11 protein-coding genes and 1 pseudogene are annotated in these 19,501 nt (G+C 62.8%); 8 read left to right on the top strand and 4 right to left on the bottom strand.

The genetic code is table 11. The features are described from left to right. A pseudogene (locus JWR14_RS01250) lies at positions 1-3,387 on the top strand (excinuclease ABC subunit A); the annotation flags it as partial. Here the strand turns inward: JWR14_RS01250 and cynS are convergent. Then, on the bottom strand, positions 3,381-3,830 hold the full coding sequence (cynS, locus tag JWR14_RS01245; RefSeq protein ID WP_299699983.1) for a cyanase: 450 nt from the start codon (positions 3,828-3,830) through the stop codon (positions 3,381-3,383). The pseudogene JWR14_RS01250 and the gene cynS sit on opposite strands and share 7 nt — an antisense overlap. Before the next feature lie 91 nt (positions 3,831-3,921). Between cynS and JWR14_RS01240 the strand changes: the two genes are divergently transcribed. The 5 genes from JWR14_RS01240 (at position 3,922) to JWR14_RS01220 (ending at position 10,965) form a co-directional block, all read left to right on the top strand. Next, positions 3,922-4,326, top strand: coding sequence for an ACT domain-containing protein (locus JWR14_RS01240; RefSeq protein WP_299699980.1), 405 nt, complete (start codon positions 3,922-3,924; stop codon positions 4,324-4,326). A gap of 84 nt (positions 4,327-4,410) precedes the next feature. Continuing rightward, positions 4,411-5,691 carry a DUF445 domain-containing protein gene (locus JWR14_RS01235; RefSeq protein WP_299699977.1) on the top strand — a complete coding sequence of 427 codons (1,281 nt, stop codon included), beginning with the start codon at positions 4,411-4,413 and terminating at the stop codon, positions 5,689-5,691. A 59-nt stretch (positions 5,692-5,750) separates the two neighbouring features. Then, positions 5,751-6,227 carry a nuclear transport factor 2 family protein gene (locus JWR14_RS01230; RefSeq protein ID WP_299699974.1) on the top strand — a complete coding sequence of 159 codons (477 nt, stop codon included), beginning with the start codon at positions 5,751-5,753 and terminating at the stop codon, positions 6,225-6,227. Next, a complete protein-coding gene (locus tag JWR14_RS01225) occupies positions 6,224-8,191 on the top strand; it encodes an amylo-alpha-1,6-glucosidase (RefSeq protein WP_299699971.1) in 1,968 nt (655 codons plus the stop codon). The genes JWR14_RS01230 and JWR14_RS01225 overlap by 4 nt, the downstream gene beginning before the upstream one ends. Positions 8,192-8,232: 41 nt before the next feature. Then, a complete protein-coding gene (locus tag JWR14_RS01220; RefSeq protein WP_299699968.1) occupies positions 8,233-10,965 on the top strand; it encodes a glucosidase in 2,733 nt (910 codons plus the stop codon). A 76-nt stretch (positions 10,966-11,041) separates the two neighbouring features. Here the strand turns inward: JWR14_RS01220 and JWR14_RS01215 are convergent, their stop codons facing one another. After that, positions 11,042-12,127, bottom strand: coding sequence for a TAXI family TRAP transporter solute-binding subunit (locus tag JWR14_RS01215; RefSeq protein WP_299699966.1), 1,086 nt, complete (start codon positions 12,125-12,127; stop codon positions 11,042-11,044). 140 nt (positions 12,128-12,267) lie between these two features. Further along, positions 12,268-14,019 carry a hypothetical protein gene (locus tag JWR14_RS01210; RefSeq protein ID WP_299699963.1) on the bottom strand — a complete coding sequence of 584 codons (1,752 nt, stop codon included), beginning with the start codon at positions 14,017-14,019 and terminating at the stop codon, positions 12,268-12,270. Between the two features lie 561 nt (positions 14,020-14,580). On the opposite strand from JWR14_RS01210, the gene JWR14_RS01205 reads away from it, so the two are divergent. Together JWR14_RS01205 and JWR14_RS01200 are read left to right on the top strand one after the other, a co-directional pair. Continuing rightward, positions 14,581-17,040 (top strand): EAL domain-containing protein, encoded by a 2,460-nt coding sequence (locus tag JWR14_RS01205; RefSeq protein ID WP_299699960.1) that lies wholly within the window; start codon positions 14,581-14,583, stop codon positions 17,038-17,040. A gap of 104 nt (positions 17,041-17,144) precedes the next feature. After that, positions 17,145-17,780, top strand: coding sequence for an iron-containing redox enzyme family protein (locus JWR14_RS01200; protein WP_299699958.1), 636 nt, complete (start codon positions 17,145-17,147; stop codon positions 17,778-17,780). Between the two features lie 21 nt (positions 17,781-17,801). Here the strand turns inward: JWR14_RS01200 and JWR14_RS01195 are convergent, their stop codons facing one another. Next, positions 17,802-19,385, bottom strand: coding sequence for an aldehyde dehydrogenase (NADP(+)) (locus tag JWR14_RS01195; RefSeq protein WP_299699955.1), 1,584 nt, complete (start codon positions 19,383-19,385; stop codon positions 17,802-17,804). Positions 19,386-19,501 lie beyond the last annotated feature (116 nt).

Raw genomic sequence — 19,501 nt, 5'->3', positions numbered from 1 at the left:
CTCGACCTCACCGTGAGCGAAGCAGTTGCATGCTTTGCAAAAGACAAGGAAGTGCTGCGGGTATTGCAGCCGATTGTCGACGTTGGACTGGAATATGTGAAGCTGGGGCAACCAGTCCCCACGCTCTCGGGCGGTGAAGCGCAGCGCCTGAAGCTGGCGGGTTTCCTGGCAGAAACGGCACAGGCGAGCGGCAACCTGCCGGGCCGCTTGTTCATGTTCGACGAGCCCACAACGGGTCTCCATTTCGACGATATCGCCAAGCTGATGCAAGCCTTGAGGCGCCTGCTGGAGCGCGGCCATTCGCTGATCGTGATCGAGCACAACCTTGACGTGATCCGCGCAGCCGACTGGATCATCGATCTGGGTCCGGAGGGCGGCGATGCGGGCGGTCTGGTGGTTTGCGTCGGCACGCCGGACGATGTTTCGGCATGCGAACAATCACATACCGGCCGTGCGCTGCTCGACTACGAAGAGGCCATGGCGCCCGGCGCGGCGCAGAAGCGCATGTCGGGCGTTCCGCTGCAACTGGCCGCCGAAGTCGCGGCGGCACGGCGTGCATTGCAGGGCGAAGACGTGGTGCGTATTGTCAACGCACGCGAGCACAACCTGAAGTCGCTCGACGTCGATATTCCGCACGGCAAGTTCAATGTCATCACGGGCGTATCGGGCTCGGGCAAGTCCACATTGGCGTTCGATATCCTCTTTCACGAAGGCCAGCGCCGTTATCTGGAATCGCTGAATGCGTATGCGCGTTCGATCGTGCAACCGGCCGGGCGTCCTGAAGTGGATGCTGTCTATGGCATTCCGCCGACGGTGGCCATCGAGCAGCGTTTATCGCGCGGCGGCCGTAAAAGCACGGTCGCGACGACGTCCGAAGTCTGGCATTTCCTGCGGCTTCTGTATGTGAAGCTCGGCATCCAGCATTGCGTCCACGACGGCGCACCAGTCACGGCGCAGAGTCCCGAATCGATCGTCGCGCAGATCATGCGGGATTTCAAAGGCCAGCACATTGGCTTGCTTGCACCGCTCGTGGTGAACCGCAAGGGGATTTACACCGACCTCGCGAAGTGGGCGAAGACGCGCGGTCATACGCATTTGCGCGTGGACGGCGAGTTCCTTTCCGTCGATCCGTGGCCGAAGATCGATCGCTTCAAGGAGCACACGATCGAGTTGCCGGTCGGCGACCTGATTGTTAGCGCGAACGATGAAGCCACGCTGAAAGCGATGCTCCTGGAAACGCTTGAACTGGGTAAGGGCGTGATGCATCTGCTCGCTCCGCTCGACCACTTGCATGGCGCGCTGAACGGCGGCAAGAAGGGGACGAAGCACGTTGGCGAGATCCGGGTGTTCTCGACCAAACGCGCGTGTCCGGTCTGCGGCACGAGTTACCCCGAACTCGATCCGCGCATGTTCTCGTACAACAGCAAACACGGCTGGTGCAACACCTGCGTGGGCACGGGCGTCACGCTGACGCGCGAACAGCGCGAAGTCTATGACGACACCGTGATCTCCGACGACGGCCGTGGCCGCGAGCAGACGATTCCATCGGCACAACAGGAGCCGGACGATGTCGGCGATCAGCCTTGCCCGGATTGCAACGGCACGCGCCTGAACGAAGTTGCGCGAGCAGTGACATTCGGCGATCAGCCGATCACGGAAGTCGGCCGCTGGACGGTCAGTGCAACGCGCGGCTGGATCAAGAAGCTGAAGCTCAAGGGCCGCGATGCGGATATCGCCCGCGACGTGGTCAGTGAAATTGAAGGCCGTTTGCTGTTCCTCGAAGAAGTCGGCCTTGGTTATCTGAGCCTGGATCGTGCGGCGCCGACGCTATCGGGCGGCGAAGCGCAGCGCATTCGCCTCGCCGCGCAACTCGGCAGCAACTTGCAGGGCGTGTGTTATGTGCTGGATGAGCCGACCATCGGTTTGCATCCGCGTGACAACAAGATCCTGCTGGATGCGCTGAAGAAACTCGGCGACAAGGGCAACACGCTGGTGGTGGTGGAGCACGACGAGGACACGATTCGCCGCGCGGATCACATCATTGACATTGGCCCGGGAGCGGGAAAACGCGGCGGTACGGTCGTGGCGCAAGGCAACGTGGCCGATCTCGCGGCGCAGCCGGATTCGCTCACGGGGCAGTATCTGGCGAACCCGATCCAGCATCCGTTGCAAGCACGTCGCGATGTAAAAACCGCCACCGCGAAGCGTGCCGCCACGCCCGAGAACTGGCTCACGGTTCACGGTGCGACGCTGCACAACCTGCGCAACGTCACCGCGAGCATGCCGCTCGGCCGCTTGATTGCCATCACGGGCGTGAGCGGTTCCGGCAAGTCCACGCTTGCTCGTGATGTGCTGATGACCAATCTGCTCGATGCCGTGGGCCGCTCGGTTCTGTCGTCGCCGGCTACGCGCCGCGCACGCAAGACCGCGCAAGCCGATATGCCCGCACGCAATCGTTCGAGCGTGTTGTCGCGCGAGGCGCCGCGTGCGAAGTTCGACGTCACGCATCGTTGGCAAGGGTGCACGGAGGTGACCGGGTTTGAGACCATCGACCGTGTGCTGGAAGTGGACCAGACGCCGATCGGCAAGACCCCGCGCTCGTGTCCGGCGACGTATATCGGCATGTGGGACACCATCCGCAAGCTGTTCGCGGACACGCTTGAATCGCGTGCACGGGGTTACACGGCATCGCGCTTTTCGTTCAACACCGGCGACGGCCGCTGCCCGGCGTGTGAAGGTCAGGGCGTTCGCACCATTGCAATGAGCTTCCTGCCCGACGTCAAAGTGCCGTGCGACGTTTGCCACGGACAGCGCTTCAATCCGGAAACGCTGGCGGTGACGTGGCGCGGCAAGAATATTGGCGAAGTGCTGACCATGGAGATCGATGAGGCCGTCGAGTTCTTCTCCGCGATGACAAGCATCTCGCATCCGCTGCAACTCATGAAAGACGTGGGGCTGGGTTATCTGACGCTCGGGCAGCCATCGCCCACATTGTCAGGCGGCGAGGCGCAGCGGATCAAGCTGGTGACGGAGTTGTCGAAGGTGAGGGACGATATCGGCAAACGCGGGCAGAAGGCGCCGCATACGCTGTATGTGCTCGATGAGCCCACCGTGGGCCTGCACATGGCCGATGTCGCGAAGCTGATTCGCGTGCTGCATCGGCTGGTGGATGGCGGGCATTCGGTGGTGGTGATCGAGCACGATCTGGATGTGATTGCCGAAGCCGACTGGGTGATCGATCTCGGGCCGGAGGGCGGCACGGAAGGCGGATCGATCGTGGCCGCGACCGATCCGGATACGCTCTCGAAGAATCCGCGCAGTCACACGGGCGCCGCGCTGCGGCCGGTCCTCGAGCGCGGCACGGAGACGGCCGAGGCGGTTCAGTAGCTCTTGTAGGGCAGGAACTTGCCCGATAAAACCACGTTGACCCGGTCCCCTTTGGGATCGGGTTCGCGCTGGATATCCATCGAAAAGTCGATCGCGCTCATGATCCCGTCGCCGAATTCCTCGTGGATCAGTTCCTTGATCGTGCTCCCGTAAACGCTCACTATTTCGTACCATCGATAGATCAGGGGATCGGTCGGGATGGCGGTCGGCGACGAGCCTTTATAGGGCACAATCTGCAGCCAGGCGACGGCTTCATCGGAGAGGTCGAATAGCGAGCCAACGACTTCGGCCTGCGCTTTGGAGAACGTCATCTGCCCCAGGCAGCCTGCCGTTACCCACTCCTTGCTCAAGCCGACTTTCTCCGCCACGTCGGCCCATTTCAGGCCTTTGCTCACCTTGGCGGCGAGAATCATGCGAGTCACTTCGCTGCGATCGGAAATCATTCAGGCTGCTCCTTGAGGGTGGTTTCAAGAGAGTGTATTGACCAATCGCGCGGCTCGCTGGTGGACAAAAAAACTGCGGGATAGACAAACCATGACCAACCCCATCACTGATCTGAACACGCTGCTTGCATCCATGTCACCCGAACTCCAGCCGGGCGTGTACGTCTACGCAACCGTGCCTTTCACCTATGACCTCGGAAATATCATCCCGCTCGCGACGTTCCGCGAACGCGAGGGCCTGACGATCATCGTGGAAGAGGGCGAGGCCCTGAAAGCGGGCATCGATCCACTTTTCCGTGCCGCCTGGATCACGCTCACCGTTCACTCCGATCTCCAGGCAGTCGGCCTGACTGCAGCCTTCGCCACCGCGCTCGGCCGGGCAAACGTCAGTTGCAACGTGGTCGCCGCGGCGTACCACGATCACATCTTCGTGCCGATCGAATCCGCCGATACCGCCATGGTTGCACTGCAGCAACTCCAGCGTAACGGACTCTAAGCCGGCGCAGCAGGGCCATGCACCTGCCTTCGGTGTCACTGGTATGCTGGCGGCCTTATTCCACCAAGAAAGCTCTGGACCAAGATGGCAACGCAGGACAAAGCACTCGCACTGAAGAAGATGAAATGGTTCGCCGCCGGCCTGCTGGTCGCGGCGGCCGCACTATTCTTGCTCGCCAAGAGCCAGCACGACGCCGGCGCCTGGGCGTGGGTCTCGGCCTTTGCCGAAGCCGCCATGGTCGGCGCGTTGGCCGATTGGTTCGCGGTCGTCGCGCTGTTCCGCCACCCGCTCGGGCTGCCGATCCCGCACACGGCCATCCTGCCGGCGAACAAGGCGCGCGTAGCCGATAACCTCGCCGAATTCGTCCGCGACAAATTCCTCGGCACCGACGCGCTGGTCGCCCGCGTGAACGCCTTCGATCCGGCCGGCCGCCTCGCGGTCTGGCTGGCGGAGCCGGCGAACGCGGCGCTGCTGGGCGCAAAAGCGGTCGCGGCGGCGGGCCAGATGCTCGATTTCGTCGACGATGAACGCGTCAAAGCGATGCTCCACGAAGCCCTGCGCCGCCGCGCCGAACAATTCGACCTGGCGGGCGCGGTAGGCGGATTGCTGTCCACGCTGACGGCGGATCGGCGCCATCAAATGCTGCTCGACGAAGGCCTGCGCGAACTCGCGCAATGGCTCGACCGCGAGGAAGTGCAGGCCCTTCTCGCGGCAAAAATCCTCGACGTGGCCGGCGAGGAATATCCGAAGCTGATCGGCATGCTCGGTTTTGTGGGCCTGAGCGCGGAAGACCTCGGCAACAAGTTCGCAGGCGGTCTGGTGCGCGGCGCGAACAAGTGGCTGCACGACATCAGCGAAAATCCGGAACACGAGCGCCGCCAATCTTTCGACCGGACGGTGGAAACATTCATCGAACGCCTGAAGACGGACCCGGCGTTCCGCGCGCGCATCGACCAGCACAAGCGCGAATGGCTCGAACGCCCGGAATTGCGCACCTACGTGAACGGCCTGTGGGACGAATTCAAGGACTGGCTGCGCCGCGATCTCGCGCAGGCCGATTCGACGCTGCACAAAAAGGTGACGGGCGCGTCGGCGTCGTTCGCGGCTGCGCTGGGCAGCGACCCGGCGTTGCGCGAATCGATCAATGAGCACATGCGCGACGCGCTCAAATCGCTTGCGCCGGACCTGCGCGACGGCATTGCCAGGCATATTGCCGCGACGGTGCGCAACTGGGACGACGCCACGCTCGTGCGCGACGTGGAACTGAGCGTGGGCCGCGACTTGCAGTTCATTCGGGTGAACGGCACGCTGGTGGGCGGTGCGGTCGGCCTGATCATTCACGCAGTCTCCATGTTCATGGTTTAAGCTGCGGAATTAAATCTTGTAGCCGCGGTCAGCTAATTTCCTTCTAGAAGAGACCGACCATGACGGACCTGAACGCCGCGTTGATCCAGCGCTTCTACGAAGCCTTCCAGCGTTCCGACGCCGAGGCGATGGCGGCGTGCTACGCGCCCGACGTCCAGTTCAGCGATCCGGTGTTCGGCGTGCTGCGAGGCCGCGAAGCGGCGGATATGTGGCGCATGCTGATTTCGCGTGCCACTGAATTCTCCCTGAGCTTCAGCGACATCCAGACTGTCGGCCAGATCGCGACGGCGAACTGGGTCGCGACCTATCGTTTCTCGCAGACCGGGCGCAAGGTGGTCAACCGCATTAACTCGCGTTTTGCGATCCGCGACGGCCTGATCGTCGAACATCACGACAGCTTCGACCTCTGGACCTGGAGCCGTCAGGCGCTCGGACTCAAGGGCTGGCTGCTCGGCTGGTCATCGATCGTGCAGAACAAGATGCGGGCGCAGGCGAGCAAGGGTCTTCGGGCATACCGGCAGCAACCCCAAAAATGACGCGCCTCGAGTGTCCGGCCAGTGAAGGGTGTCTCAACGACGAATGGCTCGAAGCCGACGGGCTTGGCGGCTTTGCATCCGGCACGGCAGGCACTGAACGGACCCGCAGATATCACGCACTGCTTCTCACCGCCACGCAACCGCCCGCGGGGCGCATGGTGCTGGTGAACGGTGTCGAGGCATGGCTGGAGGACGCCTCGGGGCAGACGCGTATTCCGCTATCCATGCAGCGTTATGGCTCGGGTTCGGTCTGGCCGGACCCCTCTGAAAGCCTGCTTTCCTTCGATACCGACCCGTGGCCTACGTGGCGCTTCCAGGTCGGCGACAACCATATCCTGACTGCCGAACTATTCGTCGCGAAGCAAAGCGCGCAGACGGTGCTGCGCTGGCGGCTCGACGGCGAGGCATTCACGCTCAAGGTTCGGCCGTTGCTTTCCGGCCGCGACTATCACGCGCTGCATCACGAGAACCCGGCGTTCAATTTCAATTACACGGCGACGGGCGATCAGGTTCGATGGCAAGCGTATGGCGACGTGCCGGCCGTGGTCGCGGCATCGAATGGATCGTATGTTCACGCGCCTGACTGGTACCGCAATTTCTGCTATACCGCTGAGCGCGAACGCGGCATGGATTTCAACGAAGACCTCGCTACGCCCGGGATATTTTCGTTCGATTTATCGCTTGGCGAAGCGGTGCTCGTGCTGAGCGCGAATGAGGGCGCGAAGACGAACGCGATGGATACCGCGAAGCAGCTCGCTGATATCGAACGAACACGTCGTGCCGCGTTCCTGACGCCGCTGCATCGTTCCGCCGATGCCTACATCGTGGCGCGCAACAAAGGCAGCACGATCCTCGCCGGCTTCCCATGGTTTACTGACTGGGGCCGCGACACCTTCATTGCGATGCGCGGTTTGCTGATCGCATCCGGCCGAACCAGCGACGCCGAATCCATCTTGCTCGAATGGGCTGGCACGCTCTCCGAAGGCATGCTGCCGAATCGCTTTCCCGACAGCGGCGCGCCGGAATACAACTCGGTGGACGCATCATTGTGGTTTGTGATCGCCGTGCACGACTATCTCGCGACGGGCCACGCTGGACGGGAAACGCAGGACCGGTTGCAGCAAGCCGTCGATAGCATTCTCGACGGCTACTCCCGCGGCACGCGTTTCCAGATTGCCGCCGATCCGGACGATGGCCTGCTCCGAGCCGGCGTTCCCGGCGTGCAACTGACGTGGATGGACGCGAAGGTGGGCGACTGGGTGGTGACGCCGCGCGTCGGCAAGCCGGTCGAAGTGCAGGCACTGTGGATCAACGCGCTGCGCATTGGGGCTGCATGGAACCCACGCTGGACGGAACCGGCCACGCGGGCCACTCAGGCTTTTCAGCAACGTTTCATCGATCCCGCCAGCGGTGCGCTCTTCGACGTGATCGACGTCGATCACCAACCCGGCAAGCTCGACCACGCCATCCGTCCGAACCAGCTTTTTGCCGTTGGCGGGCTACCGTTTGCCGTGATGGAAAATAGCGTCGCCGCACGCGCGGTCGTCGATCAATGCGAGCAGTTTTTGCTGACGCCGCTCGGTCTCAGGACCCTGTCGCCGAATGACCCTGCCTATAAGGGCCGATACACCGGCAGGCCGCTGGAACGCGACGGCGCGTACCACCAGGGCACGGTCTGGCCGTGGCTGATGGGGCCGTTCGTTGCGGCGTGGCTGCGGGTTCATGGCGACGATCAAGCATCAAAAGCCGTGGCCCGCGAGCGTTTTCTCAGGCCCCTGCGCGGCCATTTGCATCGTGCGGGGCTGGACCACATTTCCGAAGTGGCGGACGGCGACGCGCCGCATACGCCCGGCGGCACGCCATTCCAGGCGTGGTCGCTCGGCGAACTCATGCGGCTCGAACGTCTGCTTGATAGCCAACCCGCCGACCCAGCCGATCCTGCCGAGATGCCGCAAACGCGCTAGATTATCGGTCTTTCCGTCACGCTTTTAGTCAAGGACGTCCCATGCCGCCACTGCGCGCCACCAAGTCACTCGACACCATCGAAGGAGCCCGGCTCCATTCCACCGACTGCTCGCGCTGGCAACGCTGGGGACCGTATCTCAGCGAGCGTCAGTGGGGTACCGTGCGCGAGGACTACAGCGAAAACGGCACCGCCTGGGACTATTTTCCGCACGATCATGCGCGTAGCCGCGCCTACCGCTGGGGCGAAGACGGCATTGCCGGATTCGGCGATGACCACCTCAACTGGTGCGTTTCGCTGGCGATGTGGAACGGCCTCGACCCGATCCTCAAGGAACGTTTGTTTGGCCTGACGAATGCGCAGGGCAACCACGGCGAGGACGTCAAGGAGCTGTACTTCTACGTCGATGGCACCCCAACGCATTCCTACATGCGCATGCTGTACAAGTACCCGCACGCCGCATTCCCTTACGACGATCTCGTCGCTGAGAACGGTCGCCGCGGCGCGGATATGCCGGAGTACGAAGTGCTGGACACGGGCGTGTTCGAAGACAACGCGTATTTCGATGTCCATGTCGAATATGCGAAAAATACACCTGAAGATATCGTGATGCGCGTGACGGTCGAGAATCGCGGGGATCGCTCCGCCTCGCTCGACCTTCTGCCGCAGATCTGGGCGCGCAATACGTGGTCGTGGCAGCCTTCAAAGAAACCTTCGCTAACCTTACAATCCGATGCAAAGGGCAGCCGAGTGATTGCGAAAAGCGACGGCCATGAGCCGCTGGTCGTGACCGCTGAAGCCCGCGGCGACGCCACGGTCAACTGGCTGTTCTGCGAGAACGAAACCAACGTCAGGCGCTTGTTCGGCTCGGAAGGGGCGGGACCGTTCAAGGACGGCTTCAACGACTACATCGTGCAGGGCGAAGAAAGCGCGATCCGCCGCGACACCGGCACGCGCGCCGCCGCGCACGTGCATCTCGAGTTTGCCCCGAACAGCCGCACGGTCGTGACCATGCGTTGGCGCCCGGCGTCGGATGCGGATTGTGACCGGCAAGCGCTTGATATCGACGCGCTGTTCGCCCGCCGTATCGCGGAAGCCGATGCCTTTTACGCGGGCCTCCAGCACGAAATGGACGACGCCGACCATCGGCTCGTACAACGTCAGGCGCTGGCGGGCATGCTGTGGTCGAAGCAGTATTACCAATTCGACGTTACTCGCTGGATGGACGGCGATCCGTTGCAGCCAACACCGCCGGCATCTCGCAGGCGTGGCCGCGATGCCGACTGGCGGCACCTGTGCAATGCGGACATTGTCTCGATGCCGGACAAATGGGAATACCCGTGGTACGCATCGTGGGATCTTGCGTTTCACGCGGCCGCGTTCGCGCTGATCGATCCGGCATTTGCGAAGAAACAATTGCTGTTGCTGGTGAAAGACCGCTACCAGCATCCCAACGGGCAACTACCCGCCTACGAATGGGCGTTCGGCGACGCGAATCCGCCGGTTCACGCATGGGCGACATGGCGCGTTTATGAAATCGATCGCGCCATTACCGGCAAGACGGACCGCGACTTCCTGGAGCTCGTGTTCCACAAGTTGCTGCTGAATTTCTCATGGTGGGTGAACCGCAAGGACGCCGACGGCCGGAACATTTTCCAGGGCGGTTTCCTGGGGCTGGACAACGTCGGCATCTTCGACCGCGGGGCGCCGCTGCCCACAGGCGGTCGTATCGACCAGTCGGATGGCACCGCATGGATGGCCGCCTATGCACTCGACCTGATGCGGATCGCGCTGGAACTGGCGGTCGCGAATCATGTATTCGTCGATATCGGCGTGAAGTTCTTCGAGCATTTCCTGTACATCGCCGAGGCGGTCAGTTGCAGTGACACCTGCGACACGGGCCTCTGGGATGAACGCGACGAGTTCTTCTACGACGTGCTGCAACTCCCCGACGGCACCAGCGTGCCAATGCGCGTTCGTTCCATCGTCGGCTTGATTCCGCTGTTCGCGGTGCATGTGCTGGAAGAGCATCTGCACGGCCAGTTGCCGGGACTGCGGGACCGGCTGACGTGGTTCCTCGAGCATCGGCCCGATCTCGCGAAGCTGGTGTCGCGCTGGAACGAGCCGGGCAAGGGCAATAGCCTGCTGCTGTCGGTGCTGCGCGGACATCGAATGAAGGCGCTGCTCAGGCGCATGCTCGACGAAAGCGAGTTCCTGTCCGACTATGGAGTGCGAGCGTTGTCGCGGGTGCATCGGGACAATCCGTTTGTGCTTGAGCACAACGGCGACCGCTTCTGCGTAGCGTATTTGCCGGGAGAATCGGATTCGCGCGTGTTCGGTGGCAACTCGAACTGGCGCGGGCCGATCTGGATGCCGGTCAACTATCTGCTGATCGAGTCGCTATACGAATTCCATCGTTATTACGGCGATGATTTCCGCGTGGAATATCCGACGGGATCGGGACAGAAGCTTTCGCTGAGCGACATAGCCGACGAACTCGCGCGCCGCCTGACGCGCTTGTTCCTGAAGGGCAAGGACGGCCTGCGCCCGGTCATGGCCGCGTATCCGCAACTGCAGGCGGACCCGCGCTCGGAAGACCTCGTGCTGTTCCATGAGTACTTTCATGGCGATACCGGGCGAGGCGTGGGTGCCTCGCATCAGACCGGCTGGAGCGGGCTGGTCGCACTGCTGTTGCAGCCGCGCGTCAGCGTGATCGCGCAGAACCTGCCGGTCGGCGGCGAGGTCCGGCCCGAAGTGGAACTGGCGACGAAGTAACGAAGCGATGAAGCAGGCAGGCGGCTTCACTCCGCCTGCCTGCCTGCCGTCAATCCTGTCTATTGCGCCGTCCGCGTCATTCGTTATTGCACAACATCAACACCTTCTCGGCATCGGTGCATGCGCGTTTCGGCGGCCGTTGCGTCACGGGTGTTGCCGAGTCGCCGTTGCCTGTTGACGCCATCTTTCGGATGCACGCCCGCAAGCGCTTTTCTATTGGCGGATAATATTTCCAGCCACGGCTGAGCGGCGGCAATTCCATTTTCACCTGCTTCCATTTCGGATGGCCGTTGGCTTGCAGTTCATCGAAGTGCGTGCAGAGCGAGTCGGCGAATTGCGTCATCGCGCCGACGGTGCCGCGCAGGTTGTAATCGTAGGTGACGAGAAACGCCTTCACGGTCAACGTCGGCGAGTCTTCCTTGAGCCAGTTCGGATAACTCGACGTGCGGATGGTGGCCGGGAAATAGGTCTGTTCAGCACGCGCGGTTTCGGGCGCTGAAGGGTCGAGCTTGAGCAACTTGATCTGGCCGAGCAGGTCCGCGTTCAGGTCCTGGAACAGCTTGGCAGGTTGCCCCGCCACAATGACCGCCACATCCAGTTTGCGCACGATCAGTTTCGCGAGCGCGTCCTCGTTGCTGTAGTGCTGCGCGTACTGGTCGGGGATCTGCTCATTGAACATCAGTCTATAAAGCGTGGTCGCCGATTGCGCCGTGCCGCTGCCGATCAGCCCCACGCTGATGTTCTTGTTCTTGATCTCATGGATGTAGTTCAATGGCGAATCAGACCGGACTACGAAGTAAATCTCTTCGTTATATAACGGCATGATGAGCCGCAGCGGCTGGATGATCTTGCCTGCCTCCGGGTTGCCGGCCTTGGCCATATCGAGGTAAGCCTGGTACACGTCCGACTGCACGAGCGCGAATTTCACGCCCGGCTCGTAACGCATGCGCTGCACGTTTTCGGCGGATCCTTTGGACGCGAGCACGTCGAGGTCCATGCCGATTGGATCAGCGACCCACTTCGCCAGGTCCTGGCCTATCTGAATGTAAGTTCCGCGTTCCGGTCCGGTGACGATCTTGTAGTCGGCTTGCGCATGAGCCTCCGCAACGAGGCCAGCGAGCCCGAAGAGGGCGAACAGCATGAAGAAGAAAGTCTTGTGCATGATGTCGTGTGAGTCGTTTTAATGTGTTGGCCAACTTTCATTACACGTATAGACCACGGTGGCCTGCGTCTCCCGGCGCGGCCTCAACCTCCTCAAAGTCTCCTTCTGGTTGTCTCCTGGGTGTCTCTGCTGCGTTCCTCCTACTGCGGTGTTGAGCGGTGTGCCGACGACTGGCGCTTGCTCCAGCCCGACTCCAGGATCGCGCGCTCTTCGTCGTCAGGATTGGTTGTATTGAAGGCCGGCGCATGCGGTTGCGCCGCACTGGTCGCGTTGTCTCCTGACGCGAGCGTGCGATGAACCGTGGGCGATGGTGAACGAGTAATGTTTTGCACACCTGCGGGTGCGCCATTTGCAGCGACGGGAGGCGACACAATGCCCGCCCGCACCGGAACGGCTTCGCTGACCGGTGCGAGTTGCCGCATCACCGGCGGCGAGGCGGTATCGCCTGGAACCTGGGCAGCGGCCGCAGGCTCGGGTTCGGGCTGGGCTGGTGCGCGTGCCGTTGCGGTCGCCGGCGAGCTGCGTACCGGTGCGGTGGCGGGCATCGCGTCCGGTCCGTCCGGCATCGGGACAAACGCGGGTACCGGGGATACTGGCGGACGAGTCGGCGCGGCCTGTTGCAGCGGCTGCGGTGAGGTGGTCGGCGACGACGTGAGCGGAGCCTGCGAGCCCGTGCCTGGAACGGCCTGCGCGGTGACGGGCGTGCGCATGGTCGTGACGACAGTGGGCGCGACCGGTGCAGCCGCCACGGGCGTCGAGATAGGCGTGGGGACACCCATCGCGGCGACGGCTCGCGCATGCTCGGCGGCCGAGACGGTGATGGTGGGCTTGTGCGTCGACGCGAGCGGAAGCGTGGCCGCCACGCGCGGCCCGGGCACGAATATGGGCGCAGGCGCCGCGGGCGCCACTGCAGCCGTCTGCGCGTTGTTGTGGCGAGCGCCATGCGCCGCTGTGGTCGCGGGAGCGGGTTTATTGAGCCAGCCCGAGCGGGCGATCGCGCGCTCGACGAGCGATTGTGCTTCCACATTGCTGGCATCGATCGTCAGCACGTCACGGGCGTTCTGGCGCACGCACAACCACGAGCCGGTCGCTTCGCAACCGCGTGCGACTTGCAGCATCTCGTCACGTGCGTGTTCCAGGCCGGTGAGGTCTGCCTGGGTTCGCTGCACGTTGGCTGCGCCCAGTTGCGACACCGGGATCTTCGAGAAGCGCCGGCGCGCCGTGGTCAGGTCGCCGCGCGTGATCGCGTCACGCGCGGCCTGCAGGTTGTCAGTTGCACCGGCCAGCGCCGTTGCCGCGCGCGCGGAGGACGTGTCGGTAGGCAACGCTTCGCGGGCGGCAACGGAGGGCGCCGCCGCTGTTTGCGCCTGCCTGCTAGTAGTGGCCGTGCCCGTGCCCGTGCCCGCGGCGCCCGCCGCGGACCTGGCCGGGGGCACGGCGGGCGTCGGCGCAGCTGAGCGCGCAGGCGCGTCGTGCGCGGTTTTCATATCGATGGCGCCATACGCGCTATGCCCGGCCGGCAGCTCGGAACGGGTGGTGTCGTCACCGCTGTTGCTGCCGTGCTGCGAATAGATCACGCCGCCGGCAACCAGCGCCAGCGCCACGGCGCCCAGCGTGATGGTTTTCGACATGTCCCAGCGCTGCTCGCCGGTGCCGGCCAGCTCGGACTCTTCCGGCACGCTCGGGTAGGGCGACGGGATGTTCAGAGCTTCACGACGCGGGCCGAAGGGCAAGCGCAGCCCCGTTGTGAGCGCGGCGGTTTTCGCCGCGCCGAAGCCGGGGCCATGATCGGCGCCGCAATGCGGACAGGTATCGGCATCGCTCGGAATATCGTTGCCGCAACGTTTGCAGGTCACGGAATCGGCGGATGTGGGAAAGAAGAGACGGGCCATGCTAAAAAACCTCCCGGGACACAAGGGTTGTCCTTCCCGCTTGCGTGTCCGGTTTAATCGGACAATACGTCACTCGTACGATGAAATGCTTCGGACTCCCTAAGCTGGACAGTCACCGGGGGAGCCGGAACCAATATGTGACATCTCCGCGGCGGCGTCAACAAGCCCGGGAACGATCATGCGAGGCTTGCGCCACGCCGCTTAAATGCCTGCTTTGGCCCCGCCGGTCAAGGTACTGGCGAACAGGTAAAAGAGGCCGGTGGTTTCGTCGGCAGGAGCCTAGGTTCTGTCCGAATATGGCGCTTCACGGCACGCCGAAACAGGCCGTTGCGGATTCGAAAACAACAGCCGAAGCGCACTGATTTCTGGTGTCTACGCTGAATGGCACACTGCGTAATAAATTTGAGCCAGACTCGCAATTTGGTAGGATGTATGTGCGCTACGAGAGGCTGGGCGCAACACCCCGAACGCCGCCAAAAATACAAATGACTCACCATCCGATGCTCGCCGCCTGACCCCGGCAATTCACCCCGGCATCGGGCCTGGAGAAGGGACATATCGATGGACATGCCGTCTAAGGGCGAGAATGCGCAGCTCATACGGATCACCTGGCCGTTTCTGGTCGTCATTCTTGTCCTGGTTTCGCTCGCCATTTTTAGTATCGACATCATGTCGTCGGTGCGGGCCTACATTGGCGGAGAAAGCATCTGGTCGAAGGGCCAGAAAGATGCGGCTTTCTATCTGAACCTGTACGCCGAAACCGGTTCCGAAAGTACCTACAAGCAATATCTGACCGCCATGGAAGGCCCGCGCAACCTGCGCACGGCCCGTCTGGCGCTCGACCAGAGCAAGGCCGATCCGACCACCGCACGCCGGGCGCTGATCGCGAGCGGCGTGCATCCCGACGACGTCAGCGACGTGATCTGGACCTTCAAGATGTTTCGCCACGTCAGTTATTTCAGCGAGGCGGTCGGTTACTGGTCACGCGGCGACGCCGAAATGGCGAAGCTGGAGCGGGTTGGCAACGAGTTGCATGCGCGGGTCGCGGCCGGTGGATTGCCCATGACGCTCGTGAGCGCCTATAAATCGCAGATATGGACAATCAACGCGACCATTGCGCCGTTGTCATGGGGTTTCTCACAGGTATTAAGTACTGCATTCCGCAAGACAGCGTCGTTATTGCTGACCGTCGACCTGGTCGCCGCGCTGTTGCTCGTGTGCCTCTCAACGGTGCATGTGCGGCGGCTGATCAGGCAGCGCGGGCGCATTGAAGCCGCGCTCAAGCAGAGCGAGGCGCGCGCGAAGGCGACACTTGGTTCGATCGGCGAGGCCGTGATCGCGACGGGGCCATCAGGGCATATCGAATTCATCAACCCGGCGGCTGAGCGGATCGCCGGGCGTCTGGCGGATGACTGTCTCGGGCGGCCGCTGGTCCAGACTTTCAGGCTGCTTCACGCTGATAGCCGCCAGCCGCTCAACCCGATCCAGGACGCCCGGGCCGGCACGCGTCCGGACGGCGAAGCCGCCGAAATGCTGCTGCAGCGGCGCGACGGCGCGGAGATTCGCGTGCAGGCGGTGACATCGCGGATCAGCGCGGCCGGTGCAAGTCCAAACATGGCCGACTCGGAAGCGGGTTTCGTGCTGATCCTGCGCAACATGACCCGCGAGTACGAATATATCGAAAGTCTTGCCTGGCAAGCCACGCACGATGGACTCACCGCGCTCGTGAACCGCGCCGAATTCGAGCGGCGTCTGCAACATGCGCTGGGTACACGCTGGAGCGAGGTGGCGTCGTGGCTGCCGGCGGCATCGGCGCTCCTGTTTCTCGATCTCGACCGCTTCAAGGTGGTCAACGACACCTGCGGCCACGCGGCCGGCGACGCCATGCTTCGTGAAGTCGCGTTACGCTTCGAAGCCAGCCTGCAACCCGACGACACGCTCGCGCGGCTGGGCGGCGACGAGTTCGGCGTGCTGCTGCAGGGTTATGACACCCCGGGTATCCAGGAGGTCGCGGAACGCCTGCGCGCGTGCCTGAGTGACTTTGTCTTCAACTGGGAGGCGCAGCCGTTCACCACCAGCGTGAGCGTCGGCGTGGTTGACCTGCGCAACACGGAAATGAGCGTGGAAGAGGCCATGCGGCTCGCCGATATCGCCTGCTACATGGCGAAGGAACGCGGCCGCGACCGGGTGCAACTGGCGGACCTTGGCGACCGCGAACTCGCGCGCCACGCGAGCGAGGTATCGTGGGGACGACGCCTCAAGCAGGCGCTCGAACACGATGACTTCTGCCTCTACGTGCAACCCATCGTGGCCGTGGGCGACGGCTTGCCCACCTCCACGGAGGGGCAGCGCGCCGAATTGCTGTTGCGCATGCTGGACCCGGCCGTGACCAACGGCGTGATCGCGCCCACGCTCTTCATTCCTGCCGCCGAGCGCTATGGACTCATGACGGCAATCGACCGGTGGGTGATCCGCAACGCCTTCGATATGCTTTCACGTACCCGTCACAAGCGCTTCAAGGAGTACGCGATCAACCTGTCGGGCGCCTCGGTGGGCGATGAACGTTTCCTGGATTTCGTGCGCGAGCAATTTCAGCGCACAGGCGTCTCCCCTGGCATGATCTGCTTCGAAATTACAGAGACCACCGCGATTGCCAATCTGGCATCGGCGGCGCGGTTCATGCACGAGCTGAATGTGCTCGGCTGTCATTTCGCACTCGATGACTTCGGCGCCGGCATGTCGTCGTTCGGTTACCTGAAGCATCTGCCTGTAGAGTATTTGAAGATCGACGGCAGTTTCGTGACCGACATGGTGCTCGATCCGGTGAGCCGCGAGATGGTCGCGGCCATCAACGAAATGGGCCATTCGATGAAATGCCGGACCATTGCAGAGTACGTGGAAAGCGAAGGGATCCTGCGGGCGCTGCATGACCTCGGGGTGGATTATGCGCAAGGGTATTACATAGGACGGCCAACGCTTTGGACAGAGCCGGCCGTCCTGACATTAGCTAAGGAGGCGTGATGGGGGGTGGGTTTACAAGAGAGGGCGACCTCAAGAACACAGCAAGCTACCCACTTTGGTTACAGGAAGTTTTGTTGGAAACCGGCGCGGCAAAAAGCCGTGTGATGTCTCATCCGCTTTTTCGGTCCTTGCGTGACTGCGAGCTTGGCCCGCGTGAAATGCGTGCGTTCCTGATCAATGGCTGGCCGGTGATCAATCAGTTTCCGCAGTACATGGGCATGAACCTGCAGAAGATCGGACCCGAAGAAACGCCGGGCTCGCGTATGGCGCGGCGGTATCTCACGCGTAATATCCGCGTCGAGCAGAATCACGCCGATTATTGGGTCGACTGGGCCGCGGCCCACGATGTTTCGCGAGAAGATTTGCAGGCCGGCGAAGCGCCCGCGCTTGCGTTTGCACTGAGCCACTGGTGCTGGAAAAGCAGCAATGCGGACCCGCTGCATGCGTCAATAGCGGCGACTAATTTTGCCGTTGAAGGGGTGACCGGAGAATGGTCGACACTACTTTGCAGCCGCGACACGCTCGCGCACAGCTACCCTGAACCGCTCCGCAAGAAGACCATGCGCTGGCTCAGGATGCACACCCATTACGACGACGCGCATCCGTGGGAAGCGCTCGATATAGTCGCCACCATGCTGGGCCGCACGCCGCGCATGGCCGACATCCGTGAAGTCAAACGCAGCATCCAGCGCAGCTATGAGTACTTCGAGGTCAGCTTGAACTGCTGCCTCGAAGCGTGACGCCCACCCCGCTTTAGATCCTTACTTCCCTAGCTGCAGCTTGCCGTCCAGCCGCCGGTTCAGACCGAGCGGATTGGCGGTCTTCAACGCGTCCGGCAACAAGCCTTCGGGCAGGTCCTGGTAGCTCACCGGGCGCAGGAAGCGGTCGATGGCGAGACTGCCCACTGACGTTGATCGGCCGTCGGCGGTGGAGGGAAAGGGTCCGCCGTGAACCATGGCGTGTCCAACCTCAACACCCGTACCAAACCCATTCACGAGAATTCGTCCGGTGCGCCGTTCGAGTGCCGGCAGGAACCGGCGGGCATCGTCGTAATCCGCTTCATCGATATGCAATGCCGCCGTCAACTGGCCTTCCAACTGTTCCACCAACTCCAGCACCGCCGCCAGATCCGGGCATCGTACGATCAGTGAAGCCGCGCCGAAAATTTCCTCGTGCAATTCCGGATTAGCGCGGAACGCTGCAGCGGTGGTCGAAAACAACGCGGCTTGCCCCTGAGTCGCGCCTTTCGCCGCGCAGCCTCGCGCGAGCGTCTTGACCTCGCCGTGTTCCGCTGTTTTGTTCACAGCCGATTCGTAAGCCTTGTGAATACCCGGCGTCAGCATCGTGGCGGCGGGTGTTTCGCTCAATGCAGCAGCCGTTGCTTCGATGAACGTATCGAGCTCGGGACCGTCGATGGCCAGCACCAGGCCGGGGTTCGTGCAGAACTGGCCCGCCCCGAGCGCAAGCGATCCGGCGAAGGCCTTGCCGATCGCCGCGCCGCGATTCTTCAGCGCGTGCGGGAACAACAAAACCGGGTTGATGCTGCTCATTTCGGCATAGACCGGAATCGGTTCGCGACGCGCTGCCGCAAGCTTCATCAGCGCCGTGCCGCCGCCGCGCGAGCCGGTGAAGCCGACTGCCTTGATGCGACGGTCCGAGACGAGACCCTGGCCGATGTCGCGGCCGCTATCGAAGAGAAGGGAGAACGTGCCTTCCGGCAAGCCGCAATCCGCCACGGCTTTCTGCACCGCGCGTCCGACCAGCGCCGACGTGCCCGGATGCGCCGAGTGCGCCTTCACGATGACCGGACAACCGGCGGCCAGCGCGGATGCGGTGTCGCCGCCTGCAACCGAGAACGCCAGCGGAAAATTGCTCGCGCCAAACACGGCGACGGGGCCGACCGGCACATAACGCAGACGCAGATCCACGCGCGGCAGCGGCTGGCGCTGCGGCTGCGCCGGATCGATCCGCACGCCGAGGAAATCGCCTTCACGCACGACTGCGGCAAACATGCGCAACTGGCCGACGGTGCGGCCACGTTCGCCTTCAATACGCCCGCGCGCCAGACCGCTTTCCGCGATGCAGCGTTCGATCAGAACATCGCCGATATCGAGGATATTTTGCGCGATCGTTTCCAGAAACTTTGCGCGTGTTTCGAGCGGCAGTTCGCGATAAATATCGGATGCTTGCCAGGCCAGCGCGCACGCGTCTTCCAGTTGCGCCAGCGTGGCGCCGCCGAAGGCCGGTGCGAGCGGCTCGCCCGTTGCCGCATCGACGCCCTTGATTGAGCCGTTCGTGCCGTGAACGGACTGCTTACCGATCAGCAGATCGCCAGAAATTTCCATGATGGTTCGAATCCTGTTGGAGTAAATGAAGTGTCCGGAGTGCGGGAGCGCCGGCGTGCCGGCTTCCGCTACTTGCCCCAGCTCAGCACGAGCGGATCGAGGCGGCGTGCGACTTT

It is taken from the genome of Caballeronia sp. (assembly GCF_028292365.1).
Taxonomy (GTDB): Bacteria; Pseudomonadota; Gammaproteobacteria; order Burkholderiales; family Burkholderiaceae; genus Caballeronia.
Note: the sequence above shows the minus strand (reverse complement) of the source record. Positions and strands in the feature narration are given on the sequence as shown.